Source organism: Flavobacterium sp. CR10, assembly GCF_055814415.1.
This window is the reverse complement of record NZ_CP185985.1, coordinates 1,234,301-1,260,265: the sequence shown is the minus strand read 5'-3', so window position 1 is coordinate 1,260,265 and position 25,965 is coordinate 1,234,301. Positions and strand designations below refer to the sequence as shown.

Below are 25,965 nucleotides of genomic sequence, written 5' to 3'. Positions count from 1 at the left end.
AATTTGTTATTTAGTAAGAGATTTAAGTTCGCCTTTTGATTTGATTAGAGATATTTCGGCAATTTTATAATTTAAAACCGCTCTTGTAAAGTTATTTTGAGCTTCAAGTGATGCGTTTTCTGCGTCTAGCAAATCGGTTAAAGATGCTAAACCTTGAAGGTAATTATTTTTGGTATTGCTTAGAATTTCTAACGCTAAACGCATATTTTCTCTCTGATTTTCAATAGTTACAAGATTATTATTAATCTGTGTCATTGCATTTCTATAATCTAAATCAAGAGAAAGTTTAGTGTCTTTGATATCTTCTTGCAGTTCTCTAATTTGAACATCGGCTTGTCTAACTTTTGCACGAGTTCCGAAACCTGTAAAGATTGGCACGTGTAAGTTTAAAGCAATAGCTGAGAAATCTGACCAATACACTCCTTTTTCTGGTTTTGCAAACCAAGGCATTTCAGGTCCTTGTCCGATATAATTGTAACCCGCAGATAATGAAAGTGTAGGATAATAACCCGCTTCAACAGCTTTTTTATTGAATACTAAAAGTTCTTCTTGTTTTTTCAAAAGCAAATATTCTGTTCTGTTTTCAATATTCGGCTCTTGTGTTAAAGCAGCTGGCACAACTTCAAATTCTTCTTTTGGCATCACAATTTGAGTTTCTATAGGCATACCCATATAAAACTTCAATGCATTTTCCTGTAACTCGATTTGATTTTTAACCTGCTGACGATCTGTATCAATGTTAGACAGTTTTACGATAATACGATCTAAATCAATTTTTTTAGCCAAACCATTATTAAACTGCCCTTGAACAATATCACGAACTTTTTGCGTATTTACATAGTTGCTATCTAAAAGAATAAGTCTTTCTCTTTGCACATAAACTGAATAGTAGTTATTTGCAACTCTCTCAATAACTTGTTCTTCAGTTAACTGATCGTTTATTTGATAAAACTCACGAGTCGTTTTTGCTGCTCTTAAACCTGTAAAAACAGACTGATCAAATAATGCTTGAGTCAAAGAAATCCCTGCAGTTGATGTCCATTTTTGGCCAAATGCTGCCTGAATCGTAGTTCCTGGTGCGCCAAATGCAGCTCCATCAATAACTGTTGTCTGAATTACCGGATTATATGTTAAATTCCCGTTTGCACTAATTTGCGGTAAAGCTCTCGAACGTATTTCCTGAATCTGATACTCACTATTTTCTACCTGAAGTTTTGCTTTTTTAGCGTCAGCTTTATTTTGAAGCGCATAATTAACAGCATCTTTCAGGGTTAAAGTGGTTTGTGCGTTGACAGACAAGCCAATGGTGCACAAAAATATAAGAAGGATTCTTTTCATAAGTAGTTATTATTTATTTTTAAAATTTGAGATGGCATCGTCATTTCATCTTTTACAACTCTCTCAGAAAAATGACGACAATTTGGATAATAATTAATTGCTAATCTTTTTTAATTGTTTTTCTAATTCCTCTACCCCCTTTTCAGTCGCCATTGCACGAGTATGATACTCTAAGGCTTCCAGCTCTATTCTTTGCGCTTCACTTTCAGAAACCGTATTTTCGTTTATATGAAAAACTAGAGTGTAATAAAATTTAACGTAAACCTCTACATTCAGATCACTTCTATAAAGTTCCTCGCGAATTCCTTTTTCGATATTTTCTCTAAAAAGCTGGGTACACTGATCAATTTCGAAAGACAAAATATTCTGATAAATCTCAGGATAATGCTTTTTCAACTGATAGATTGGTGACGTATCCGTATTGTTTTTAAACATATCACGAAACATTTCTCTAATCTCAAAATTTTCATGAATAGCATTATAATTCTTTGCAATAATAGTATCCATGATTTCGTGTACCTGACCGTGAACTAATGAAGTGCTTTCTTCAATCAGAACTTCCTTATTGCAGAAATACTTGTAAATCGTTTTTTTCGAAATACACATCTCACCCGCAATATCATCCATTGTAACACTCTTAAAACCAAGCTTTAAAAACAATTCGCTTGCTTTTGCTATAATCTTCTCTTTCATTTTAAATTCTCGAATTGCATCACAAATATACTTTGGAAACTAAAATTAAAAAAATAGTTTCCTGTTTATTTGTAATAATTTTACATCAATTTATTGATTTGGTAAGATTTATATGCTAAATTCTAAATTTGCGATAAGTTTAATGTCTTTACCTAAAGCGGCGCCTGAAGCGTGATTGAAAGAGCTGTAATCTAAACCAAAGTCTTCACGTTTGATGTTTCCTTTAATTTCAAAAGCTACTTTCTTTTCTCCGTTATAAATATTTTCTCCAAGAAATTCAGCATCTAACTCCACTACTCTGGTAATATCTTTTATAGTTAAATCTCCTTTGAAGAAATTGATGTTTCTATTTACTTTTTGAAATGAAGTCGATTTGAAGCTAATAATTGGATGCTCATCTTCTTCAAAAAAGTCTTGAAGCTGTAAATAAGCATCTATAGATTGGAAACTTTCATTTTTGTTATTGATATCTAATGAGAATTCTACAGAAGCATCTTCAATCTCGTTATCTTCAATATTTACATACCCATCAAATTTATTGGCATCTCCTCCTAAATAAGCAGTTCTTGATCGTCTCATTTTCAATAAAACATCTGACTGGCTAGAATCTAAAGTCCATTTTGTTTTCATAAATACCTGATTTAATTGATTTTACAAATCATTAAAACTTTACACGGAAACTTTTACAGTGTTCTCAGTTTCCATTTTAATGTTGCAAATATAGACAGGAAACTCTAAATACCAAAAAAGTTTCCGAGTTTTTTAGATTTTTTTTTAACATATTAAAAATGAGAACGGTTAAAAGCCATTTTAAAGCCCGACAAGCTTTTAACATTTCATTCTTAGAAATTCATATTTGAATTGTATCTTTGAGCCGCGAAATCAGAATTTATTATGCACGATATAAGTCAGTACCAAGATTTTTTTATTAATTATCTACAAAGCCAGAACATACATAAAGACCCTAAAAATCTTTACGAACCAATAGAATACATTTTAGGACTAGGCGGAAAACGTATCCGTCCTGTTTTAACTTTAATGGCTGCAGAGGTTTTTGACACTGATTATTCGGTTGCGCTTCCGGCAGCAATGGCGGTTGAAGTTTTTCATAACTTTTCGCTCGTTCATGACGATATTATGGACGATGCGCCTTTGAGAAGAGGACAAGTTACTGTGCATGAAAAATGGAATCTAAACACTGGAATTCTTTCTGGAGATGCCATGCTGATTTTAGCTTACCAGTATTTTGAGCAATACGAACCAAGTGTTTTTAGAAATCTTGCCAAATTATTCAGCAAAACAGCTCTTGAAGTTTGTGAAGGACAACAATGGGATGTAGATTTTGAAACTCGTAAAGATGTTACGATTCCGCAATATCTTAAAATGATTGAATACAAAACGGCTGTGTTGGTTGCTGCTGCCATGAAAATGGGTGCCATTGTGGCTAAAACTTCTGAAAAAGAAGCAGATCTAATTTACGATTTCGGATTAAATTTAGGATTAGCATTCCAACTTCAAGACGATTATCTAGATGCTTTTGGAGATCCAGAAACTTTTGGAAAACAAGTTGGAGGAGATATTATAGAAAATAAAAAAACATATTTATATCTAAAAGCCTTAGAGTTTTCTTCTGATGAAAAAGCTTCTGAATTAGAAAAATTATTCACGCTTCAACTGGAAGATAATACAGAAAAAATAGCAACCGCTAAAGCCATTTTCAACGAATCCGGAGCATCAAAAGCCACTCAGGAAGCAATCGAAATGTACACTTTTAAAGCTTTTGAAACGTTAGAAAAAATGGAAATTAGCAATGAAAAGAAAGACGTTTTGAGAACTTTCGGAGAAAATTTAATGGGACGTAAAGTTTAAAAACTAGCAATTCAAAAATCAATTTCAATAACAAATTCTACAATCATAAATCAGTAATCTAAAATCTAAAATCTAAAATCATATGTTTGTAGCACCAGCAAATACCGAATCATTATTAGCGCAGGCGCAAGCAGAGACTTTATATCTGAGTCTTATTGAACAGCTTAATAAAGATTTTAATTTAGCGAATGAAGGAATTGATTTTCCAATGAGCATTTCTCCAGATGAATTAAAAATTCAGCTTCACGAAAAAGTCTATAGAATGATTCAGTATAAATTTGCTGAATATTTAAATCTCCTTTATATCATTGACGTTCCAGAAAATGAAATCAAACAACTAGATGGTTCTGATTTAGTCATTCTTGCTGAACAAGTTGCTTTCTTAATTTTAAAAAGAGAATGGCAGAAGGTTTGGTTTCGAAATTACTACAAGTAGTAAAGGTGCAAAGGTACAAAGTAGCAAAGCAACAAAGGCTTCCTTTCTTTGCGAACAGTTTCCTGATATTTTAGATAGAACTTTGAACCTTTGTTACTATGAACCTTTGAACCTCTAAAAATACACTCTCACAAAAGGCATAAATCCTGAGCCGTAAAGACTTTTATTAGGATCATACAAAACATCGTAACGGGCTCCAATAGTCACATTTCCTGTTCTATAACCTGCTCCTAGATATAGTGCAGTATTCCAATAACTATCTGAATAGGAAGGATAATAACGACCATAAATATCATATCCTGCTTCATATTGGCTATCGACTCTTACTTGTTCCAATTCAGCTGATAATTGGATTTCAGGAATTGGATTTACTAACCCTATAAGGCTTCCTCCCCAAACGAAAGATTCGTAATAATTTTTTTGATATAAATAGCCAAATTGAAGACCTGCTCCAACTGCTACAATTTCGTTAACATTATAAATGGCACTCGGCATTACCGAGATATTGGTATATCCTGAACCAAATCCGAGACCTAAACCACCTCCAAATTGAACTTTATCCCAAAAATGGTTACTATTGTCAATGACATATTTTTGTTGTGCAATACTATAACTTGAAAATAAGACAGCCAAAATCACAAAAAAATATCTGCAATCGATTGAAAATTGAATTTTATTCATAGTTAACGTTTATTTTAACAAATTTTTACGTAAAAGTACGTAAAAAAAAGATTTAAATAAATGCGATTGTTGTACTTTTGCCTTTCTATATAACAAAAAGTATATTCACTCATATTATGGATAGGTTTTCATTTTTAAACGCAGCGCATACTGAGTTTTTTGCACAATTATACGATCAATATTTAGTTAACCCAGACAGCGTTGAGCCTAGCTGGAGAAGTTTCTTTCAAGGTTTTGACTTTGGGCAAACAACTTATAATGACGAAAATCCGGTGCAAACGATCGTTGAGTACGTGACTAGCGATAACACAGATTACAGTCAGATTTCTGAAAAACTAAAGAAAGAATTTAACGTTCTTAAATTAATTGACGGATACCGTACGCGCGGGCATTTATTCACGAAAACAAATCCTGTTCGTGACCGTAGAACTTCATCTCCAACTTTGGATATCGAGAACTTCGGATTATCTACAGCAGATCTTTCAACTGTTTTTGATGCAGCTCAAACAATCGGAATGGCGCCGTCTTCTTTGCAAGATATCGTAAATCGCCTAAAAGCTATTTACTGCCAGCATATCGGTATTGAGTATATGTACATCAGAAATCCTAATGTTGTAAAATGGATTCAGGACAAATTATCTGTAAATACAAATCAGCCTAATTTCTCTACAGAAGAAAAGAAAACAATCTTAAATAAATTAAACGAAGCCGTTTCTTTTGAGAATTTCCTTCATACTAAATATGTTGGACAAAAACGTTTCTCATTAGAAGGTGGAGAATCTATCATCCCAGCTCTTGACGCTTTAATTGAGCAAGCTGCTGAAAAAGGTGTTGAACAATTCGTAATGGGAATGGCTCACCGTGGCCGTTTGAACGTTTTGGCAAACATCTTCGGAAAATCTACTCAAGATATTTTTGGTGAGTTTGACGGAAAAGACTACGATCAAGAATATTTTGATGGTGACGTAAAATACCACTTAGGCCTTACTGCTGACAGAAAAACAAGATCTGGAAAAAGCATCAACATCAATTTAGCGCCAAACCCTTCTCACTTAGAAACTGTTGGAGCAGTAATTGAAGGTATCACAAGAGCAAAACAAGAAAGACATTTCCCAGAAAATATTTCAAAAGTATTGCCAATCGCTGTTCACGGTGATGCAGCTATCGCTGGTCAAGGTATTTTGTATGAAATCATTCAAATGTCTTTATTGGACGGATACAAAACTGGTGGTACAATTCACATCGTAATCAACAATCAGGTTGGATTTACAACTAACTACTTAGACGCTCGTTCTTCTACTTACTGTACAGACGTTGCCAAAGTAACGCTTTCTCCAGTATTACACGTAAATGCTGATGATGCTGAAGCTGTTGTTCACGCGGTATCTTTTGCATTAGATTACAGAATGCAGTTTGGACGTGACGTATTTATCGATTTACTAGGATATAGAAAATACGGACACAACGAAGGTGATGAACCACGTTTTACTCAGCCTGTTTTATATAAAATCATTGCTAAACATAAAAACCCAAGAGACATCTACGCTGAGAAATTACTTTCTGATGGCGTAATCGATGCTTCTTATGTAAATGCTTTAGAAAAACAATACAAATCTCAATTGGAGGAGAATTTAGAAGCTTCTCGTAAAAAAGATTTGACTATCATTACTCCATTCATGAAAAACGAATGGGAAGGTTTTGTTCAGGTTACAGACACGCAAATGCTTCAAAAAGTTGATACTTCTTATCCAAAAGAAAAATTAACTCAAATTGCAAATGCACTTTCTAATTTACCTGAAGACAAAAAATTCATCAGTAAAATTCAAAAATTAATCAACGACAGAAAAACAATGTTCTTCGAAACTAATCTTTTAGATTGGGGTATGGCTGAGCATTTAGCATACGGATCTTTATTACAAGAAGGTTTTGATGTTCGTATTTCTGGACAAGACGTAGAAAGAGGAACTTTCTCTCACCGTCACGCTGTAGTTAAAGTTGAAGATTCTGAAGAAGAAGTAATCTTAATCAACAGCCTTGAAGACAAAAAAGGAAACTTTAATGTTTACAACTCTCACTTATCTGAGTACGGAGTTCTAGGTTTTGATTACGGATACGCATTAGCAAGTCCAAAAGCTTTAACTATTTGGGAAGCACAATTTGGAGATTTCTCTAACGGAGCTCAAATTATGATTGACCAATACATTTCTTGTGGTGAAGATAAATGGAACAACCAAAACGGTATCGTTCTTTTATTGCCTCACGGATACGAAGGACAAGGTGCTGAGCACTCTTCTGCAAGAATGGAGCGTTACTTACAGCTTTGTGCAAGACATAATATGTATGTTGCAGATTGTACAACTCCTGCTAACTTCTTCCACTTATTGAGAAGACAATTGAAAACGAATTTCCGTAAACCTCTTGTAGTATTTACTCCAAAAAGTTTACTTCGTGACCCAAGATGTGTATCTCCAGTAGAAGATTTAGCAAACGGAAGTTTCCAAGAAACAATTGACGATACTACAGTTAACAAAAAAGATGTTAAAACATTAGTTTTCGTTACTGGTAAATTCTACTACGATATTACTGCAGAAAGAGAAAACAACGGAAGAAAAGACGTTGCTGTTGTTCGTATCGAGCAATTATTCCCTTTCCCAGTTGAGCAGATTAAAGAAATCATTGCAAAATATCCAAATGCAGATGATTACGTTTGGGCACAAGAAGAACCTAAAAACATGGGAGCTTACAGCTTTATGTTAATGAACTTTGATCTTGTAAAATGGAGATTGGCTTCATTAAAAGCATATTCTGCTCCTGCATCAGGAAGTTATACACGTGCTAAACGTCGTCATGCAGATGCTATTAGAATGGTATTCGATAAAAATTTATTTAGATAATTAAAAAATAATTGTTTCAAGTTTCATGTTCCAAGTTTCAAGTCTAACAACCTGAAACATGAAACATGAAACGATAAAAACCTTAAACAAAAACAAGATGATTTTAGAAATGAAAGTCCCATCACCAGGGGAATCAATAAAAGAAGTTGAAATTGCAACTTGGTTAGTAAAAGACGGAGATTATGTAGAGAAAGATCAGGCTATTGCTGAAGTTGATTCAGATAAAGCTACTCTTGAATTGCCTGCTGAAATGAGCGGTGTAATTACACTAAAAGCTGAAGAAGGTGATACAGTTGCAGTAGGTGCTGTAGTTTGTTTAATTGATACAGATGCTGCTAAACCAGCAGGAAGCGGATCTGCAGCTCCAGCAGCAGAAGCTCCAAAAGCTGAGGCTCCTAAGGCTGAAGTAAAAGCAGAAGCTCCAAAAGCTGAGCCAGTTCAAGCTCCAGCTGCTACAAGCTATGCAGCAGGAACTCCATCTCCAGCAGCAAGAAAAATATTAGACGAGAAAAATATTGCTCCAGCTTCTGTAACAGGAACTGGTAAAGGTGGCAGAATTACTAAAGATGATGCGGTAAATGCAACAGCTGTAGCTTCAATGGGAACTCCAACTGGAGGAAACCGTGGAACTGAGCGTACAAAATTATCTATGTTACGTCGTAAAGTAGCAGAAAGACTAGTTTCAGCTAAAAATGAAACAGCTATGCTTACTACTTTCAACGAAGTAAACATGACTCCAATCAACAATATCCGTAATGAATACAAAGATGCTTTCAAAGCTAAACACGGTGGTTTAGGTTTAGGTTTCATGTCATTCTTTACAAAAGCGGTTACAAGAGCACTTCAATTATACCCAGATGTAAACTCTATGATCGATGGGGATTACAAAGTAGGATACGATTTCTGTGATATCTCTATTGCAGTTTCTGGACCAAAAGGTTTAATGGTTCCTGTTGTTCGTAATGCTGAAAACTTAACTTTCCGCGGAATTGAAGCTGAAATCAAAAGATTGGCTTTAAGAGCTCGTGATGGTCAAATTACAGTTGACGATATGACTGGAGGAACTTTCACAATCACAAACGGTGGTGTTTTCGGAAGTATGTTATCAACTCCAATCATCAACCCTCCACAATCAGGAATCTTAGGAATGCACAATATTATTGAGCGTCCGATTGCTGTAAACGGAAAAGTTGAAATTCACCCAATGATGTATGTAGCTCTTTCCTACGATCACAGAATCATTGACGGACGTGAGTCTGTTGGTTTCTTAGTTGCTGTAAAAGAAGCTTTAGAAAATCCATTAGAATTATTAATGAATGGCGACGCTAAACGTGCTTTAGAGTTGTAATTTTTAAGTAATTTTCGACAATACTAAAGCCTGTTCTTTCATTAGAACAGGCTTTTTTTGCTTAAAATTAGCTTAAGATTAGCTTAAGATGTTAATTTTTTGCATTAATGAAAATTTAACCCTTTAAAAAATAATTTATTTAGAATAAATAAAAACAACTTGTTTGATTGCGCTCCAGCAATTAAATTTGCACTATCAAAATTAATTCTAAATAAAAATGAAATTAAAATTTACGATTTCGCTCTTAACTTTATGCTTTGTTCTATTTGCAGGAACATCTGTTTTAGCACAGGAAAAAGCGACAATAAAAGGTCAGATTAGTTCGGATAGTGGAACAGCAGATAACATATCTGTTGCTTTAAAAGGAACAAAAATCGGAACAAACACAGACACCAAAGGTAACTATGAAATAAAGAACCTAAAACCAGGAACTTACATTATTAGAGTCTCAGCAGTTGGATTTACATCTAAAGAAAAAAGCATTACGCTTAATAGCGGAGACGAATTAATTGAAAATTTCAGTATTACCTCAAACTCTGAGCAGTTAAGTGAAATTGTAATTAACGGAAACGGCAGAAAAAACCCTCTTGCTCGTAAAGAAACACAGCAAGTATCAAGATTACCCCTTAAAAATCTTGAAAATCCACAAGTATATACTACAATTACAAGCGAACTTTTAAAAGAGCAAGTAGTTACAAACCTTGATGATGCTCTTAAAAATGCTCCAGGATTAAATCCGTTATGGGCTTCTACAGGTCGTGGAGGTGATGGAGCAGGATATTTCTCTTTACGAGGATTCGCTGTACAGCCAACAATGATTAACGGTTTGCCAGGTTTAACAAATGGAAGTTTAGATCCTGCAAACATCGATAAAATTGAAGTAATTAAAGGGCCATCTGGAACTTTGTTCGGAAGCAGCCTTATTTCTTATGGCGGTTTAATCAACATGACTACTAAAAAACCTTACGACCGTTTTGGCGGAGAAGTAACTTATACAGCTGGAAGCTACGGTTTAAACCGTGTTACTGCTGATGTAAATACTCCATTAGATGAAGAACATAAGATTAACTTCCGTCTTAACACAGCTTATCACACCGAAAACAGTTTTCAAGATGCTGGATATAGAAAATCTTTCTTCTTTGCCCCTTCATTATCTTATGAAGTAAACGACAGACTTTCATTTTTCATCAATACTGAATTCATGAAAAACGAAGCTACGAATCCAACTATGCTTTTCTTAGACAGAGCTGCCCCATTAAGAGTTCACAATATTGACGAATTGGGTTATGATAACAAACGTTCTTACACAAGCAACGAACTTGCAATCCAAACACCTTCTTATAGTCTTCAAGGACAAATGAACTATAAAATCTCTGACCAATGGACTTCTCAAACAGTTGTTTCTAGAGGTTCTTCGAAATCAGAAGGCTACTATACTTATCTATATGAAGGAACAAAATCAATTCCTCAAATCACTGAAGGAATTGTTTTAGGACGTTCCATGAATTACCAAAACTCTACAACTTTAACAACAGATATTCAGCAAAACTTCATTGGAGATTTCAGAATCGGAAGTTTAAGAAATCGTATTGTTGCTGGTTTAGACTACTTCAATAGAGGACAAATAGATAACGGATCTGGATATGTAAGAAATGGAAATGTATATATTGGAAACATGGATTTAGCAACCGTAAATCAATACGTATTTAAGATTACAGATCCAAAAAAATATATCACAGATGGTGATAGTGGTAATTTAACGAAAGCTGGCTCAGACAAACTTTTAGCTGAAGCAGCTGCAAATAACAACAAAACTAAACAAGAAGTTTTTAGCGCTTATGTTTCTGATGTTATCAACATTACTCCTGCATTATCAGCAATGGGAAGTTTACGTGTAGACCGTTTTATGACAGCTGGAGATGTTACAACAAAAGCAGATGATTATAACCAAACTGCTTTTTCTCCAAAATTTGGTTTAGTTTACCAGCCAATTATTGATAAGGTTTCAATTTTTGCAAACTACATGGACGGATTTGCAAACTCTGCTCCAACAAGCGATATTTTACCTGACGGAAGTTCTAGTCCAAGAACATTCAAACCAGAGCACGCCAATCAATTTGAAATCGGAACCAAATTAAATGTTCTTAAAGACAAATTGTATGCAACATTTAGCTATTATGATATCCAAGTAAAAGATCAGGTGTATACTGTATATGGAACTAGTGGTTCTGTCAACACTCAAACATCTTACCAAAACGGTGCTCAAAGAAACAAAGGTTTTGAAGCAGAAATCGTGGCAAGTCCAGTTCCTGGTTTAAACATTGTAGCGGGTTATAGCTATGTAGATGCAATCTTAAATGCGGGAGATCCTGATTTCGTAGGACACAGACCGGAAAGTTCTGGACCAAGAAATTCAGCAAACTTCTGGGCAAGCTATAAATTCTTAGAAGGAGATTTACAAGGATTTGGTTTAGGTTTTGGAGGAAACTATGCTGACAAAAACCTAATCATGAACAGAACAATTACAGGTCAGTTTACTATACCATCTTACACGGTTTTAAATTCATCTATTTTTTACGGAACAGAAAAATATACATTGACACTTAAACTAGACAACATAGCAAATGTTGACACTTATGATGGATGGTCAACTATTCATCCAAGAAACATGAGAAGTGTTGCTGCTAGTTTCTCTTATAGATTCTAATAAAAACAACAAACACCTTCCTTTATCGGAAGGTGTTTTTTAAATTTTAATGATTATGATTACAATCGCCAGCCTTATTGTTTTCTTAGCTTTTTACACACTGTATTACACTTCGAAAAGAGCAGTGTTATCGTATGATCTAGGTTTTGAAAAATGGATGCAGAAAAATCCAAAGAAAACAAAAATCATCGGATTAATGCTTTTACTTTCTGCTTATGCAATGTGGCTTTTTACACAATCTTTAGGTTGCGGTACTTTGATGTTTTTCATTCAATTGATGACCGTTGGAAGCTTAATCATTATCCTTACTCCTTTAAAAAAAATAAACAGCAAGTTACTTTTGGCTTTACTCATTTTTGTTGCCGTAACTGAACTTTATTACAACTAAAATCCACTTTAAAATATAATATGCCAGCAAATCCAAAATATCTAAATCCTTCTTTTTGGCCTCGTTTTTCCAAAATTACTGCTGCAATCTTAGGCGGATACTTTGTTTCTGTTACTTTTCATTTGGCTTTAGCCGCTTGGTTTAGCCGAAAAGATGTATTAATCACAATGGCTTTCAGCGGTTTTATCCTTTGGGTGGCCTTAATGATTATTGCTTTCTTAGCCAAAAGCGGCTGGAAAATTTGGGGAGTTTACATTCTGCTGTCTCTACTTTTTTGTCTTTTCATTTATCTAGGTCAAACCTATAATACGGCACAATAATATTTATGAATAACCGTCATTACAATATCTATTTTCACACGCATACTGTCAGCGGAATCGTTATCAGTGTAGTTCTTTTTGTAATTTTCTTCGCTGGATCTTTTTCTTTTTTTAGAGATGAAATCATCAATTGGGAAAGAAGTGAATCTACAGCAATCACACGAGAAATTCAATTAGATTATAATGATGCACTTCAGCATCTTGACAAAAAATATGTTTTGCACGGAAGAAATCTTACCATTTCTAAACCGTCTGTAGAAAATAGGGTTGCTGTATATATGGAAGGAACTAAAGATACCTTGGCTCCAAAAAAACAGCAAGCGGGAGAGTTCTTTTATCTAGACAATAAAAATTACAAAACCTACACTTACGAAGAGTCTTATTCATTAGGCGAACTTTTATACCGTCTTCATTTTTTAGCACAAATTCCTTATCCCGCAGGGTATTATTTGTCTGGATTTACGGCTTTGTTCTTCTTGTTTGCTATCATAACAGGAGTTTTATTGCATTGGAATAAAATTGTTTCTAACTTTTACATGTTCCGTCCGAAAGAAAAATTAAAAACGCTTTGGACAGATGCACACACTGCTTTAGGAATGATTGGTCTGCCATTTCAATTTGTATATGCGGTTACCGGAGCATTTTTTATGATTAAACTCTTAATCGTAGCGCCAGCTGTAATGGCTTTGTATAAAGGAGATCAAGATAAATTATATAAGGAACTGGAATATACTGATCCAGATTATAAATTTGAAAATAAAAAACTGGCAAATCCATTTAATATTAATGAACTCGTTGCCAAAACTAAAAAGAACTGGGCTGATTTTGAAATTACTCGTGTTTTCATCCAAAATTATGGAGATGCCAATATGCACGTTTTGGTTGAGGGCGAACTTTTAAGCCATAAAAAATTTACAGGAATTGGAAAAATAGTATACAGAGTTTCTGACGGAAAAGAAATTGCCAAAAAAGACCCTATTGCACAAACAAGCTATTTAGATGTTGTCAAAAATGTTTTGTACCGAATACATTTTGGAGATTATGGCGGATATGCTTTAAAAATCGTTAGTTTCCTCCTAGGAATTATAACTTGCTTTGTCATTATTTCTGGTGTTATGATTTGGCTTGTTGCCCGACAAAAAAATAATATGCCTGAAAAGAAAAGACGTTTCAACGCTGCTGTTGTTCGCATTTACTTGGCAATTTGCTTAAGCATGTATCCAATTACAGCTTTGGCTTTTATTGGAAGCAAAATTTTCTATCCTTTAAGCCAGTCTAATTTATATGCACTTTATTTTGGAGGTTGGCTCTTGCTGACGATCTTCTTTATCATTAAAAAGAATGACGCTTTCACCAACAAGTTCTGTCTGATTTCAGGAAGTATTTTAGGATTTTTAATTCCAATTACAAATGGAATTGTTTCTGGAAATTGGTTTTGGAATTCTTTTATAGAGAATAAGATTCAGATTTTCTTTATCGATGTTTTTTGGATTTTCCTTGCTGGAATTTCTTTATACACAGCGTATCATTTAAAACCTAAAAAAGCAGTTTCTTAATCATGACTTTTGCCACAAAGGCACGAAGGCGCTAAGTTTTTATTTAAAGCTACAGATTAGAAAATTGGAATGATTTTGTCTCGCAGATTCTGCAGATTAAGCAGAAAAAAATATAAAAAAAATCTGCTCAATCTGCAGAATCTGCGGGAAACAAAATCTTTGCAACTTTGCGACTTTCCGAGATTTTTCTTTGACCAACACTTTACCTTATAAACAAAATACTTTGGAAATATTTGCCCTATATAGATTTTGAGCATACTTTTACGCTTTTAATCAAAAAATGGGATTCAAAACCAAAATACGTTTTATACATAAATGGCTCGGATTAATTTCTGGGCTTATTGTTTTTATAGTCTGTATTACGGGTTGCATTTTCTGTTTTCATGATGAAATAAAAGACATTACCAGAAAAGAATGGCGTTTGGTTGAACCTCAAAACAAACCTTTTCTATCACCATCTCAGCTGCAGAAAAAAGCAAAAGAAGCTGTTCCTGCAAACAAAGCCAGTATGATCGCTTATTATGGAAAAGATAGATCGGCGATTGTTTACACTTATTCAGATACAGGAAATCTCTACTTATATTTTAATCCGTATACTGGAAAATATTTAAAATCCGAAAATCCAGAAAATGACTTTTTCATTATTGTAGAATACATTCATTTATATCTACTTCTACCCGATTATATCGGAAAACATATTATTGGCGGAGCAACCATCATTTTTATTTTATTGCTCATTTCGGGAATCATACAATGGTGGCCAAAACGAAAAAGTGACATTAAAAGAAGTTTTACCATAAAATGGTCAGCAAAATGGCGACGCGTCAATTACGACTGGCATAATACTACTGGTTTTTACATTTCTATAATAGCCTTAATTTTAGCCATAACCGGACTTACTTTTACCTACGAATGGGTTGGCGACGGAATTTATAAATCTTTCAATTTTGGAGGAGAAAAAGCTTCCGAAACAAAAACGCCTATAATCGACACTACCTCTTTCAAATCAAATTCGGTTACAGCAATTGACAAAGCATTTGTTCAAACTCAGAAATTGCGACCAAAAGCAGAAATGTTTTTTATAATGATTCCACAGAAAAAAGGCGATATTGTCAGCACAGGCGCTTATCCGCATACGTTACGCTATGATCAGCAGAGTAATTATTATTTTCATCCGTCAAGCGGAAAATTAATCCAAAGCCAAACTTTTGATGAAAAAAGCCTCGGACTGCAAGTTGTCGAAATGAATTACGGAATACACACGGGACAAGTTCTAGATCTTCCAGGAAAAATAATAGCTTTTACTGTGAGTCTAATTGCTGCCGCACTTCCTGTCAGCGGATTCATAATTTGGTTTGGAAGAAGTAGAAAATCTAAAAAAAGTAAAGCATAAAAAAACCGTCTCATTAAAAACGAAACGGTCTTTTTATAAGTGATTTTTGAAATTATGACTAATTTCTGTTTGCTAAAGCATTTTTCTGTAAACTTTTAACTGAGCTTACTTTGTTGTCTACATAAGCAACTTCGCTTAAACTGTTTTCATTAAAGTAAATCCATTTTCCTGTTTTAACTCCGTCTGTGTATTCTCCAACGGCTTTTTTATTTCCATTTTCGTCATAAGATACCCAGACACCGTCTAATTTACCGTCTTTAAAAAAGCCTTCTTGCTGCACTTTACCATTGTCATAGTAATACGTTGCTTTTACCTTATTCCCAGCAGCTTCTAATTCAGGCTTTCCTTCTTGTGCAACTACAATTCCAGAGAACAATATTGCAGCTAAAATTACACTCTTTTTCATATCTTTAGGTATTTAATGTTAAGAAATCTTTATCAAATATAGTTAATTGTTTACATTAAAAAAACTTTTACTTAACAATTTGGTAACATAGAATAAAAACTTAACATTGGAAAAACCTATAAAACAAAAAAACCAGCGCTCAAGCACTGGTTTTAATGGTATTTTAGAAATATTTGAATTTTACGATAACGTTGTAAATTTCGTAAATAAATTAGTTCAATAATGCGCTAAGCTCTTTATCAAGTTCAGGATCAGACGGTCTTGATGCATCAGATTTTACAATATTACCTTGCGGATCTATTAAAATAAATCGTGGAATTCCCGTTACACCATAATTCACAACAAATTCAGATTCCCAATCTTTATCTGCAAATAATTGAACGCCACCCAATTTTTTATCAGTTACGAACTTTTTCCATTTTTCATTGTCTTTTGCTTTATCAATAGAAATACTTACGAATTCAATATTTTTTCCATGGTATTTCTCTTCAATCTTTTGCAAATAAGGAATCTCAGCTCTACAAGGCGCGCACCAAGTAGCCCAAAGATCAATATAAACATATTTTCCTTTTAGATCAGAAAGTTTTGTTTTTCCTCCTTTAAAATTTTCGTAGTCAAAACTTGGCGATGCTTTTCCAACCATTTTATTTGCCTTAGAAACTCTTTCATATTCTTCGGCAGCATATTGGTGAAAACTTTCAAAACTGCGCTTTAGAGCTGTTTTAAATTCTGGAGCAAAATTTCCTTTTTCCAAACTCTCTGTATCGGTCTTTAGTTTACCATCAAGCAAAGCAGTAAATTCGGTTGATTCTTTAGTAAAAGCATCTTTCTGAAAATTTTCATCTTTTAAAGCCTGCTGCGCCAAAAAATTACTTTCATCCACACCTTTACCTTTATATACAATCGTTTCATCAAATTCTTTGGCATTCATGGTTAAATTGACTTCAGAATTTGGCTTTAAATATAAATTAGACGATTCCGTTCCATCAGAAAAAACATAGAACCCCTGAGGAGCATCAAAAGTTGCTGCAAAAACCTCTTTTTTATCAATTGGAATTACTTGTCTGAAATTATCTCTTCCTTTAATAACCAAAGTATCGCTATTTCTATTGGCTATTTTAGCTGTGAACTTAATTGAACTTTTGCTTTGAGCAATAATATTTAAAGCATTAAAAAGTACTAAACCTGCAACAAAAAGTTTTTTCATAGGTATTAAGATTTGTTTTTAGATGAATCAAAACTAAAGAAATAAAAGCTTCGGATTTTCACAATTAACAATTTATTTGAAATTATTCTGAATCAACTTATCACTTTACTATATTATCTTGAATTTTGTATTTACTTTTGCAGTCTAAAATTTTGATTATGTATAGAAGTCATAATTGTGGCGAATTAAACGCTTCAAATATTAATACCGAAGTTACACTTGCGGGCTGGGTTCAAAAATCACGTGATAAAGGATTTATGAATTGGGTCGATTTACGCGACCGTTATGGAATTACACAACTTATTTTCGACGAAAGTCGTACCGATAAAACTGTTTTTGAATTGGCCAAAACTTTGGGTCGTGAATTTGTAATTCAGGTAAAAGGAACTGTTATTGAGCGTGAAGCCAAAAACAAAAATATTCCAACGGGTGAAATCGAAATTTTAGTTTCTGAATTAACGATTTTAAACACTGCATTAACTCCTCCATTTACAATTGAAGATGAAACTGACGGTGGAGAAGACATCAGAATGAAATATCGTTATTTGGATATTAGAAGAAATCCTGTAAAAAACAGTTTATTATTCCGTCATAAAGTAGCGATGGAAGTTCGTAAATATCTTTCTGATTTAGATTTCTGCGAAGTTGAAACGCCTTACTTAATTAAATCTACTCCAGAAGGAGCAAGAGATTTCGTTGTGCCAAGCCGTATGAACGAAGGTCAGTTTTACGCTTTGCCACAATCCCCACAGACTTTCAAACAATTATTGATGGTGGGCGGAATGGATAAATATTTCCAAATCGTGAAATGTTTCCGTGACGAAGATTTACGTGCAGACCGTCAGCCAGAGTTTACTCAGATTGACTGCGAAATGGCATTTGTAGAGCAAGAAGATATCTTGAATATTTTTGAAGGCTTGACAAGACATTTATTAAAAGAAATTAAAGGTATTGAAGTAGATAAATTTCCAAGAATTACTTACGACTATGCCATGAAAACATACGGAAACGACAAACCGGACATTCGTTTCGGAATGAAGTTTGGAGAACTGAACGAATTTGCACAACACAAAGAATTCCCTGTTTTTAATTCAGCAGAATTAGTTGTCGGAATTGCTGTTCCAGGAGCAGGAAATTACACTCGTAAAGAAATAGATGGATTAATTGACTGGGTTAAACGTCCTCAAGTTGGAGCATCTGGAATGGTTTACGTAAAATGTAACGAAGACGGAACTTACAAATCATCTGTAGATAAATTCTACGATCAGGATGATTTAGCAAATTGGGCAAAAGCAACAGAAGCAAATCCTGGAGATATGATTTTTGTTCTTTCTGGACCTGCAAATAAAACAAGAGCACAGCTTTCTGCGCTTCGTATGGAATTGGCTACTCGTTTAGGATTACGTAATCCTGAAGAATTTGCTCCATTATGGGTTGTTGATTTCCCATTATTGGAACTTGACGAAGAAAGCGGTCGTTACCACGCGATGCACCACCCATTTACTTCTCCAAAACCAGAAGATATGGCTTTACTGGAAACTGAACCTGGAAAAGTTCGTGCAAATGCATACGATATGGTTTTGAATGGTAACGAAATTGGAGGTGGATCTATTCGTATTCATGATAAAGCAACACAGCAATTAATGTTCAAATATTTAGGATTTACCGAAGAAGAAGCAAAAGCACAATTCGGATTCTTAATGGATGCTTTCCAATTTGGAGCACCACCACATGGAGGACTTGCTTTTGGTTTAGACAGACTTGTTGCTATCTTAGGAGGACAAGAAACCATTAGAGATTTCATTGCATTCCCTAAAAATAATTCTGGACGTGATGTCATGATTGATGCTCCTGCTGCAATTGACGATGCACAATTGAAAGAACTTCGCATTAAAGTTGACATTGCTTAGGCAGTAATATTCATAAAAATTTAAAAAGCCGCTGAAATTTCAGCGGCTTTTTAAACTTAACAAAATGTTAAGAAAAATCTTAGAAGAAGATTTTTTTGAATTATCAAATTCTTACAATTTTAATATTTTTATATTCTTACAATTAATGATTCGCAAATTATGCTATTTTATAAACAAATTGATGCAATAAACCGCGTAAAAACACTGTAAATCAATAATTTTTACAAAAAATTAACACGTATTTGTCTTTTGTATTATTTTATATGTTACATTTGTTTTATTATAAATTATTATTACAATTACAATGCGTACAGGTACAGTAAAATTTTTCAATGAATCTAAAGGTTATGGGTTCATTACAGACGAAGAAACAGGAAAGGACATCTTCGTTCACGCTTCAGGAATTAACGCGGAAGAATTACGCGAAGGTGACCGTGTAAGCTATGAAGAAGAAGAAGGAAGAAAAGGGAAAGTTGCTGCTAAAGTAGCAGTGATCTAAGAAAAATATAGCAATTATTTTTTTTTGCCTCTGAATGGTCTCAGAAGACGTCCCGAAAATATCGGGACGTTTTTTTTTGCCCAAATCTTAAAAAAATATTAAAATAACTCATTGTTATTTATAATGAATAAAAATTAGACATAAACACGGTTTACCCCCCTACTTAAATCCTTTTTTAGCTTGTGTTTTACAGAGTTCCAAGTTATCTTTGTGGCTCATTTTTTTAAGTATAAAACCGAAGTTTATGCAATCTGATCAATACAGTTACATTCCTATTTTAATGCAGTTTATTCTAGCTGTTGGTTTTGTGGTAGGAACAATCATTATTTCTGGAAAATTAGGACCTAGAAGAACCTCTGAAGTTAAAGATAAAAACTTCGAATGTGGTATCGAATCTGTTGGTAACGCTCGTATCCCATTCTCTGTAAAATACTTCTTAGTAGCCATATTGTTCGTATTATTCGACGTAGAGGTAATCTTCCTTTACCCTTGGGCAGTAAACTTCAAAGACTTAGGAATTGAAGGAATGTTAAAAATGTTAGTTTTCATGTCTTTACTTTTAGTTGGTTTCTTTTACATCATCAAAAAGAAAGCATTAGAGTGGGAATAACGATTTTAGATTTTAGATCTGATATTTGAGATTTATCTAATATTGAGATTTAAAATTTGAACTCAAATTTAAAGTACTGATTTAAAAAATTGATTTTACCTTTTAAGATTACAAAAAATCTAAAATCTAAAATCAGAAATCTAAAATAAAATGAGCGATTCAAAAGTAAATATGGTTGCGCCGCCAGAAGGAGTTACTGGTGAAGGTTTCTTCGCCACAAAACTTAGTGATGTTGTTGGTTTAGCAAGAGCTAACTCATTATGGCCGCTTCCTTTCGCGACTTCATGCTGTGGTATTGAGTTCATGGCGACAATGGCATCTCATTACGATTTAGCGCGTTTTGGTTCTGAGCGTGTGAGTTTCTCTCCTCGTCAGGCAGATATGTTACTTGTAATGGGAACTATTTCTAAAAAAATGGCTCCAATTTTAAGACAAGTGTATGAGCAAATGGCTGAGCCTAGATGGGTAATTGCCGTTGGGGCATGTGCTTCTTCAGGAGGTGTTTTTGATACGTATTCTGTTCTTCAAGGAATTGACAAAGTAATTCCTGTTGATGTTTATGTACCTGGATGCCCGCCAAGACCAGAACAAATTGTTGATGGAGTTATGAGACTTCAGGAATTGGTAAAAAGCGAATCTGTAAGAAGAAGAAGCTCACCAGAATACCAAGAATTATTAGCTTCATATAATATCTCATAAGATGGCCTTAGAAAATACCCTGATTCAAGACAAACTTGTAGAAACATTTAATAACGATGTTTTTAACTTTCAGCAAGAAAGAGATATTTTTTCTTTAGAAGCTTCGGCTGATAAAATCACGCCCTTGATTCTATTCCTTAAAAATGATCCGGAATTACGTTTTCACTTCTTAACAGATTTATGCGGAATTCACTATCCAGATAACGAAACAGAACGTCAGTTTGCAGTTGTTTATCATTTACACAACTGGTACGAAAACAAAAGATTAAAAATCAAAGTTTTCTTAAACGGTGAAAAACCAGAAATTAAATCCGTTTCAAATATTTTCTTGAGTTCAAACTGGATGGAAAGAGAAACTTACGATTTCTTTGGGATTAACTTTATAGGGCATCCTCAATTGAAACGTATTTTAAATATGGACGAAATGCAGTCTCACCCAATGAGAAAAGAATTCCCATTGGAAGACAGCGGAAGAACAGATAAGGATGATAGATTCTTCGGAAGAACAACATCAAATTGCTAAAAAATAATTCAACATTATAAAATGTCAGAACTATTATTACCACCAGAGCATCGTTATGCTAAAATAATTAAGGAGAGACTAAATGAAGACGGAAGCGAACTTTCTGTACTAAATTTAGGTCCTACACACCCTGCGACACACGGTATTTTCCAAAATATCCTACTGATGGATGGTGAAAAAATTCTTGAAGCTGAGCCAACTATTGGCTACATCCATAGAGCATTCGAAAAAATTGCCGAAAATCGTCCTTTTTATCAAATTACACCTCTTACAGACCGTATGAACTATTGTTCATCTCCTATTAATAATATGGGATGGTGGATGACAGTAGAAAAACTATTGGGCATTGAAGTTCCTAAAAGAGCTCAATATTTAAGAGTTATCGTTATGGAGTTGGCTCGTATTACAGACCATATCATCTGTAACGGGATTTTGGGTGTTGATACTGGTGCGTATACTGGTTTCTTATACGTTTTCCAATTTAGAGAGAAAATCTACGAGATCTACGAAGAAATTTGTGGAGCTCGTCTGACTACAAATATGGGAAGAATTGGTGGTTTTGAAAGAGACTGGTCTCCAGAAGTTTTCAAAAAGCTAGACAAATTCTTAGAAGAATTCCCACCAGTTTGGGAAGAATTCCAAAACTTATTTGAGAGAAATAGAATTTTCCTTGATAGAACTGTAAATGTTGGTGGAATCACTGCTGAAAAAGCAATGGCTTACGGATTTACAGGTCCAAACTTACGTGCTGCAGGCGTTGATTATGATGTACGTGTTGCACAACCTTACTCATCTTACGAAGATTTTGATTTTATTGTTCCTGTTGGAAAATCAGGAGACACTTATGATCGTTTCTGTGTTCGTAATGCTGAAGTTTGGGAAAGTTTAAGCATTATTCGTCAGGCTTTAGAAAAAATGCCTCCTGGAAACGAATACCATGCTGAAGTTCCAGATTACTACCTTCCTCCAAAAGAAGATGTTTACACATCTATGGAATCTTTAATTTATCACTTTAAGATCGTAATGGGAGAAGTTCCTGTACCAGTTGCAGAAATCTATCACCCTGTAGAAGGAGGAAATGGAGAAATCGGTTTCTATTTGGTAACAGACGGAAGTAGAACTCCATATAGATTACATTTCAGAAGACCATGCTTTATTTATTATCAAGCATTCCCAGAAATGATTAAAGGTGCCATGCTTTCTGATGCAATTATCATCCTTTCAAGTTTGAACGTAATTGCAGGAGAATTAGACGCCTAACAGATTATAGATTTTAGATTATAGATTTTAGATTGCTGAATGAGGATGCAGATTTTAGAATTTAGATTTAAAATTATAATTAGGAATTGAAAAATTCAGATTGAAGAATCTAAAACTTAAACAATGATTGAAGAATCATAGATTGTAGACAAAGATTGAAAAAATCTAAAATCTAAAATCTGAAATCTAAAATTAAAAATGGAACGTAAACATTACAAACAAGAAATAAACATGACTGAGGCATTGATGAACCGCATCAATGAATTAATCAGTCATTATCCTGAGGGCAAACAAAAATCGGCTTTATTGCCTGTTTTGCACGAAGTTCAGGATGCACACAACAACTGGCTTAGTATTGAATTGCAAGATAAAGTTGCCGAGATTCTTCAGATAAAACCAATCGAGGTTTATGAAGTGGTTACTTTCTATACGATGTTCAACCAGAAGCCAATTGGCAAGTACATGTTTGAATTCTGCCAGACTTCTTGTTGCTGCTTACGTGGTGCCGAAGATTTAATGGATTATACTTCTGAAAAATTGGGCATTAAAATGGGTGAAACAACTCCAGACGGAATGTTCACTATTGCTGGTGTAGAATGTTTAGGTGCTTGCGGATACGCTCCAATGATGCAGTTGGGAGATTTCTACAAAGAGAAACTGACAGAAGAGAAAATCGATCAGATCATTGCTGATTGTAGAGATGATAAAATAATATTACACGATAAATAAGATGTCACAAAAAATATTATTAGATAAAATCAATATTCCTGGAATTAAAACCTACGAAGTGTATCGCCAAAATGGTGGTTACGCTTCTGTAGAAAAAGCTTTAAAAACACTTACTCCAGATGAAGTTACTGAAGAAGTAAAAAAATCAGGATTACGTGGTCGTGGTGGTGCGGGTTTCCCTGCCGGAATGAAATGGAGCTTTATTGATAAAAAATCAGGAAGACCAAGACACTTAGTTTGTAATGCCGACGAGTCTGAGCCTGGAACATTCAAAGATCGTTATTTGATGGAATTTATTCCTCACTTATTGATCGAAGGAATGATTACTTCGAGCTACGCTTTGGGTGCCAACCTATCTTATATCTACATCCGTGGAGAATATATGTGGGTTTTTAAAATCTTAGAAAGAGCAATCGCCGAAGCAAAAGCTGCCGGATGGTTAGGAAAAAATATATTAGGAACAGGTTATGATCTTGAACTTCACGTTCACTGTGGAGCTGGAGCTTATATCTGTGGAGAAGAAACAGCATTAATCGAATCATTGGAAGGTAAAAGAGGAAATCCTCGTATTAAACCACCTTTCCCAGCGGTTTCTGGTCTTTGGGCAAATCCAACTGTAGTAAACAACGTTGAAACTATTGCGACTGTGCCATGGATTGTAAACAATTCTGGTGATGATTATGCAAAAATTGGTATCGGACGTTCTACTGGAACTAAATTAATTTCTGCTTCTGGACATATCAAAAATCCTGGAGTTTACGAAATTGAATTAGGATTAAGTGTTGACGAATTCATGAATTCTGATGAATATCTAGGAGGAATGTCTTCTGATCGTCCACTAAAAGCATTTGTACCTGGAGGTTCATCTGTGCCAATCTTACCTGCTGATTTGATTTTCAAAACAGCAAACGGCGAAGATCGTTTAATGACTTACGAATCTCTTAGCGATGGTGGTTTTGCTACTGGATCTATGTTAGGTTCTGGAGGATTTATTGTTTACAACGATACAGCTTGTATCGTTAGAAACACTTGGAACTTTGCCCGTTTCTACCACCACGAATCTTGCGGGCAATGTACGCCTTGCCGTGAAGGAACAGGATGGTTAGAAAAAATCTTATGGAGAATCGAAAACGGTCAAGGCCGTGAAGAAGATATCGAATTATTGTGGAGCATTCAAAGCAAAATTGAAGGAAACACAATCTGTCCACTTGGTGATGCTGCTTCCTGGCCAGTAGCTGCGGCAATTCGTCACTTTAGAGATGAGTTCGAATATCACGTTCGTTTCCCTGAAAAAATCAAAAATAGAGATCACTTTGTCGCTGAACCTTTTTCACAAGTAAAACATTTAGTTGGCGGTAAAGTAGTCGTATAATATAAAAAGCAGAAAGTTATAAAGTTCATAATGTTAAAAAGGACAGCAATTCTTTTCAATATTCCGACTTTCAACATTCAAATCATAAAGAGATGAAAGTAACCATAGACGGTCAAAGTATAGACGTAGAACCAGGAACAACGATCCTGCAGGCTGCACGTATGATTGGTGGAGATTTGGTGCCGCCAGCCATGTGCTATTACTCAAAATTAAAAGGCAGCGGCGGTAAATGTCGTTGTTGTTTAGTTGAAGTTTCTAAAGGTAGTGAAGCTGACCCACGACCAATGCCAAAATTAATGGCATCTTGTGTAACAGGATGTATGGATGGTATGGAAGTAAACAGCAAGTCGTCTGCAAGAGTAACTGAGGCTCGTAAATCTGTAACAGAATTTTTATTAATCAATCACCCATTAGACTGTCCTATTTGTGACCAGGCTGGAGAATGTGATTTACAGAATTTAAGTTTTGAGCACGGAAATCCGAAATCACGTTACATCGAAGAAAAAAGAACATTTGAACCGGAAGATATTGGTCCAAATATTCAACTTCACATGAACCGTTGTATTTTATGCCAGAGATGTGTACAAGTTGCAGATCAATTGACAGACAACAGAGTTCACGGAGTATTAGACCGTGGTGATCACGCTAATATTTCAACTGGTATTTCTAAAGCAATCGACAATGAGTTTTCTGGAAACATGATTGACGTTTGCCCAGTTGGAGCTTTAACAGACAAAACTTTCCGTTTTAAATCAAGAGTTTGGTTTAACAAACCTTATAATGCGCACAGAGAGTGTACAACTCCAGGATGTTGCGGTAAAACTACAGTTTGGATGTTTGGTGGAGAAATTCAGCGTGTAACTGGTCGTAAAGACGAGTACCATGAAGTTGAAGAATTCATTTGCAACAGCTGCCGTTTTGACCACAAAGATGTAAATGACTGGGTAATTGAAGGACCAAGAGAATTTGAAAAAGACTCTGTAATCAACCAAAACAACTACACTCAAAGATTAGAGAAAGTTACCATCGATACAGAAAAGAACATTCTTTTAGGTAGAGATATCGACCGTAAAAAAATTAGTATGGCAGCAATTCCATTAACTGATAAAGACCAAAAACAATAAGAA

At 34.5% G+C, this 25,965-nt stretch carries 24 protein-coding genes; 18 read left to right on the top strand and 6 right to left on the bottom strand.

Annotated features, from left to right (window positions below; all coding sequences use genetic code 11):
• Nucleotides 1-6: 6 nt before the first annotated feature.
• The 3 genes from ACNRYB_RS05765 to ACNRYB_RS05755 form a co-directional block, all read right to left on the bottom strand.
• On the bottom strand, nucleotides 7-1,338 hold the full coding sequence (locus tag ACNRYB_RS05765; RefSeq protein WP_129745968.1) for a TolC family protein: 1,332 nt from the start codon (nucleotides 1,336-1,338) through the stop codon (nucleotides 7-9).
• Between the two features lie 93 nt (nucleotides 1,339-1,431).
• On the bottom strand, nucleotides 1,432-2,031 hold the full coding sequence (locus ACNRYB_RS05760; RefSeq protein ID WP_473729492.1) for a TetR/AcrR family transcriptional regulator: 600 nt from the start codon (nucleotides 2,029-2,031) through the stop codon (nucleotides 1,432-1,434).
• A gap of 108 nt (nucleotides 2,032-2,139) precedes the next feature.
• Nucleotides 2,140-2,661 (bottom strand): YceI family protein, encoded by a 522-nt coding sequence (locus ACNRYB_RS05755; RefSeq protein ID WP_129745966.1) that lies wholly within the window; start codon nucleotides 2,659-2,661, stop codon nucleotides 2,140-2,142.
• Nucleotides 2,662-2,925: 264 nt separating this feature from the next.
• Here ACNRYB_RS05755 and ACNRYB_RS05750 point away from each other — a divergent pair, with 264 nt between their 5' ends.
• Both ACNRYB_RS05750 and ACNRYB_RS05745 read left to right on the top strand, forming a co-directional pair.
• Nucleotides 2,926-3,900 (top strand): polyprenyl synthetase family protein, encoded by a 975-nt coding sequence (locus ACNRYB_RS05750; protein WP_473729491.1) that lies wholly within the window; start codon nucleotides 2,926-2,928, stop codon nucleotides 3,898-3,900.
• An 82-nt stretch (nucleotides 3,901-3,982) separates the two neighbouring features.
• Complete coding sequence (locus ACNRYB_RS05745; protein WP_091128762.1) at nucleotides 3,983-4,336, top strand: hypothetical protein; 354 nt, start codon at nucleotides 3,983-3,985, stop codon at nucleotides 4,334-4,336.
• Between the two features lie 114 nt (nucleotides 4,337-4,450).
• On the opposite strand, the gene ACNRYB_RS05740 is transcribed toward ACNRYB_RS05745, so the two are convergent.
• A complete protein-coding gene (locus ACNRYB_RS05740) occupies nucleotides 4,451-5,017 on the bottom strand; it encodes a hypothetical protein (RefSeq protein ID WP_473729490.1) in 567 nt (188 codons plus the stop codon).
• Between the two features lie 116 nt (nucleotides 5,018-5,133).
• Here ACNRYB_RS05740 and ACNRYB_RS05735 point away from each other — a divergent pair, with 116 nt between their 5' ends.
• The 7 genes from ACNRYB_RS05735 to ACNRYB_RS05705 all read left to right on the top strand — a co-directional run bounded on the left by ACNRYB_RS05735 (nucleotide 5,134) and on the right by ACNRYB_RS05705 (nucleotide 15,623).
• Nucleotides 5,134-7,911: a 2-oxoglutarate dehydrogenase E1 component gene (locus tag ACNRYB_RS05735; RefSeq protein WP_473729489.1), complete on the top strand. Its 2,778-nt coding sequence runs from the start codon at nucleotides 5,134-5,136 to the stop codon at nucleotides 7,909-7,911.
• 97 nt (nucleotides 7,912-8,008) lie between these two features.
• The gene (odhB, locus tag ACNRYB_RS05730) at nucleotides 8,009-9,259 is read left to right on the top strand and encodes a 2-oxoglutarate dehydrogenase complex dihydrolipoyllysine-residue succinyltransferase (protein WP_008466142.1); all 1,251 of its coding nucleotides are present in this window, start codon (nucleotides 8,009-8,011) and stop codon (nucleotides 9,257-9,259) included.
• Nucleotides 9,260-9,476: 217 nt separating this feature from the next.
• Nucleotides 9,477-11,966, top strand: coding sequence for a TonB-dependent siderophore receptor (locus ACNRYB_RS05725; RefSeq protein ID WP_473729488.1), 2,490 nt, complete (start codon nucleotides 9,477-9,479; stop codon nucleotides 11,964-11,966).
• Between the two features lie 55 nt (nucleotides 11,967-12,021).
• The gene (locus tag ACNRYB_RS05720; protein ID WP_473729487.1) at nucleotides 12,022-12,354 is read left to right on the top strand and encodes a hypothetical protein; all 333 of its coding nucleotides are present in this window, start codon (nucleotides 12,022-12,024) and stop codon (nucleotides 12,352-12,354) included.
• A gap of 20 nt (nucleotides 12,355-12,374) precedes the next feature.
• Nucleotides 12,375-12,674 (top strand): hypothetical protein, encoded by a 300-nt coding sequence (locus ACNRYB_RS05715; RefSeq protein ID WP_111368866.1) that lies wholly within the window; start codon nucleotides 12,375-12,377, stop codon nucleotides 12,672-12,674.
• Nucleotides 12,675-12,679: 5 nt separating this feature from the next.
• On the top strand, nucleotides 12,680-14,230 hold the full coding sequence (locus ACNRYB_RS05710; RefSeq protein ID WP_473729486.1) for a PepSY-associated TM helix domain-containing protein: 1,551 nt from the start codon (nucleotides 12,680-12,682) through the stop codon (nucleotides 14,228-14,230).
• A 280-nt stretch (nucleotides 14,231-14,510) separates the two neighbouring features.
• Nucleotides 14,511-15,623, top strand: a complete 1,113-nt coding sequence (locus ACNRYB_RS05705) for a PepSY-associated TM helix domain-containing protein (RefSeq protein ID WP_473729485.1) — start codon at nucleotides 14,511-14,513, stop codon at nucleotides 15,621-15,623.
• Nucleotides 15,624-15,681: 58 nt separating this feature from the next.
• Here the strand turns inward: ACNRYB_RS05705 and ACNRYB_RS05700 are convergent, their stop codons facing one another.
• Together ACNRYB_RS05700 and ACNRYB_RS05695 are read right to left on the bottom strand one after the other, a co-directional pair.
• Complete coding sequence (locus tag ACNRYB_RS05700; protein WP_066033062.1) at nucleotides 15,682-16,029, bottom strand: toxin-antitoxin system YwqK family antitoxin; 348 nt, start codon at nucleotides 16,027-16,029, stop codon at nucleotides 15,682-15,684.
• 211 nt (nucleotides 16,030-16,240) lie between these two features.
• On the bottom strand, nucleotides 16,241-17,236 hold the full coding sequence (locus tag ACNRYB_RS05695) for a TlpA family protein disulfide reductase (RefSeq protein WP_473729484.1): 996 nt from the start codon (nucleotides 17,234-17,236) through the stop codon (nucleotides 16,241-16,243).
• 158 nt (nucleotides 17,237-17,394) lie between these two features.
• Here ACNRYB_RS05695 and aspS point away from each other — a divergent pair, with 158 nt between their 5' ends.
• The 9 genes from aspS to ACNRYB_RS05650 all read left to right on the top strand — a co-directional run bounded on the left by aspS (nucleotide 17,395) and on the right by ACNRYB_RS05650 (nucleotide 25,962).
• Entirely contained in the window at nucleotides 17,395-19,146 is a 1,752-nt protein-coding gene (gene aspS, locus ACNRYB_RS05690) for an aspartate--tRNA ligase (protein WP_343705218.1), read from the top strand.
• 304 nt (nucleotides 19,147-19,450) lie between these two features.
• A complete protein-coding gene (locus ACNRYB_RS05685; protein WP_007137066.1) occupies nucleotides 19,451-19,645 on the top strand; it encodes a cold-shock protein in 195 nt (64 codons plus the stop codon).
• Nucleotides 19,646-19,889: 244 nt separating this feature from the next.
• The gene (locus tag ACNRYB_RS05680; protein ID WP_095929654.1) at nucleotides 19,890-20,255 is read left to right on the top strand and encodes an NADH-quinone oxidoreductase subunit A; all 366 of its coding nucleotides are present in this window, start codon (nucleotides 19,890-19,892) and stop codon (nucleotides 20,253-20,255) included.
• 150 nt (nucleotides 20,256-20,405) lie between these two features.
• Nucleotides 20,406-20,954, top strand: a complete 549-nt coding sequence (locus ACNRYB_RS05675) for an NADH-quinone oxidoreductase subunit B (protein ID WP_129745954.1) — start codon at nucleotides 20,406-20,408, stop codon at nucleotides 20,952-20,954.
• A gap of 1 nt (nucleotide 20,955) precedes the next feature.
• Nucleotides 20,956-21,477 carry an NADH-quinone oxidoreductase subunit C gene (locus tag ACNRYB_RS05670; protein WP_129745953.1) on the top strand — a complete coding sequence of 174 codons (522 nt, stop codon included), beginning with the start codon at nucleotides 20,956-20,958 and terminating at the stop codon, nucleotides 21,475-21,477.
• A 21-nt stretch (nucleotides 21,478-21,498) separates the two neighbouring features.
• Complete coding sequence (locus tag ACNRYB_RS05665) at nucleotides 21,499-22,737, top strand: NADH-quinone oxidoreductase subunit D (protein WP_129745952.1); 1,239 nt, start codon at nucleotides 21,499-21,501, stop codon at nucleotides 22,735-22,737.
• Nucleotides 22,738-22,935: 198 nt separating this feature from the next.
• A complete protein-coding gene (locus ACNRYB_RS05660; RefSeq protein WP_057115709.1) occupies nucleotides 22,936-23,466 on the top strand; it encodes a complex I 24 kDa subunit family protein in 531 nt (176 codons plus the stop codon).
• Nucleotide 23,467: 1 nt separating this feature from the next.
• A complete protein-coding gene (nuoF, locus tag ACNRYB_RS05655) occupies nucleotides 23,468-24,838 on the top strand; it encodes an NADH-quinone oxidoreductase subunit NuoF (protein ID WP_129745951.1) in 1,371 nt (456 codons plus the stop codon).
• Between the two features lie 92 nt (nucleotides 24,839-24,930).
• A complete protein-coding gene (locus ACNRYB_RS05650; protein WP_473729483.1) occupies nucleotides 24,931-25,962 on the top strand; it encodes an NADH-quinone oxidoreductase subunit G in 1,032 nt (343 codons plus the stop codon).
• The last annotated feature ends 3 nt before the right edge of the window (nucleotides 25,963-25,965 follow it).

Coding starts and splice junctions, on each gene's coding strand:
- ACNRYB_RS05765 (WP_129745968.1), bottom strand. CDS start 1,338: ATGAAAAGAATCCTTCTTATATTTTTGTGCACCATTGGCTTGTCTGTC.
- ACNRYB_RS05760 (WP_473729492.1), bottom strand. CDS start 2,031: ATGAAAGAGAAGATTATAGCAAAAGCAAGCGAATTGTTTTTAAAGCTT.
- ACNRYB_RS05755 (WP_129745966.1), bottom strand. CDS start 2,661: ATGAAAACAAAATGGACTTTAGATTCTAGCCAGTCAGATGTTTTATTG.
- ACNRYB_RS05750 (WP_473729491.1), top strand. CDS start 2,926: ATGCACGATATAAGTCAGTACCAAGATTTTTTTATTAATTATCTACAA.
- ACNRYB_RS05745 (WP_091128762.1), top strand. CDS start 3,983: ATGTTTGTAGCACCAGCAAATACCGAATCATTATTAGCGCAGGCGCAA.
- ACNRYB_RS05740 (WP_473729490.1), bottom strand. CDS start 5,017: ATGAATAAAATTCAATTTTCAATCGATTGCAGATATTTTTTTGTGATT.
- ACNRYB_RS05735 (WP_473729489.1), top strand. CDS start 5,134: ATGGATAGGTTTTCATTTTTAAACGCAGCGCATACTGAGTTTTTTGCA.
- odhB (WP_008466142.1), top strand. CDS start 8,009: ATGATTTTAGAAATGAAAGTCCCATCACCAGGGGAATCAATAAAAGAA.
- ACNRYB_RS05725 (WP_473729488.1), top strand. CDS start 9,477: ATGAAATTAAAATTTACGATTTCGCTCTTAACTTTATGCTTTGTTCTA.
- ACNRYB_RS05720 (WP_473729487.1), top strand. CDS start 12,022: ATGATTACAATCGCCAGCCTTATTGTTTTCTTAGCTTTTTACACACTG.
- ACNRYB_RS05715 (WP_111368866.1), top strand. CDS start 12,375: ATGCCAGCAAATCCAAAATATCTAAATCCTTCTTTTTGGCCTCGTTTT.
- ACNRYB_RS05710 (WP_473729486.1), top strand. CDS start 12,680: ATGAATAACCGTCATTACAATATCTATTTTCACACGCATACTGTCAGC.
- ACNRYB_RS05705 (WP_473729485.1), top strand. CDS start 14,511: ATGGGATTCAAAACCAAAATACGTTTTATACATAAATGGCTCGGATTA.
- ACNRYB_RS05700 (WP_066033062.1), bottom strand. CDS start 16,029: ATGAAAAAGAGTGTAATTTTAGCTGCAATATTGTTCTCTGGAATTGTA.
- ACNRYB_RS05695 (WP_473729484.1), bottom strand. CDS start 17,236: ATGAAAAAACTTTTTGTTGCAGGTTTAGTACTTTTTAATGCTTTAAAT.
- aspS (WP_343705218.1), top strand. CDS start 17,395: ATGTATAGAAGTCATAATTGTGGCGAATTAAACGCTTCAAATATTAAT.
- ACNRYB_RS05685 (WP_007137066.1), top strand. CDS start 19,451: ATGCGTACAGGTACAGTAAAATTTTTCAATGAATCTAAAGGTTATGGG.
- ACNRYB_RS05680 (WP_095929654.1), top strand. CDS start 19,890: ATGCAATCTGATCAATACAGTTACATTCCTATTTTAATGCAGTTTATT.
- ACNRYB_RS05675 (WP_129745954.1), top strand. CDS start 20,406: ATGAGCGATTCAAAAGTAAATATGGTTGCGCCGCCAGAAGGAGTTACT.
- ACNRYB_RS05670 (WP_129745953.1), top strand. CDS start 20,956: ATGGCCTTAGAAAATACCCTGATTCAAGACAAACTTGTAGAAACATTT.
- ACNRYB_RS05665 (WP_129745952.1), top strand. CDS start 21,499: ATGTCAGAACTATTATTACCACCAGAGCATCGTTATGCTAAAATAATT.
- ACNRYB_RS05660 (WP_057115709.1), top strand. CDS start 22,936: ATGGAACGTAAACATTACAAACAAGAAATAAACATGACTGAGGCATTG.
- nuoF (WP_129745951.1), top strand. CDS start 23,468: ATGTCACAAAAAATATTATTAGATAAAATCAATATTCCTGGAATTAAA.
- ACNRYB_RS05650 (WP_473729483.1), top strand. CDS start 24,931: ATGAAAGTAACCATAGACGGTCAAAGTATAGACGTAGAACCAGGAACA.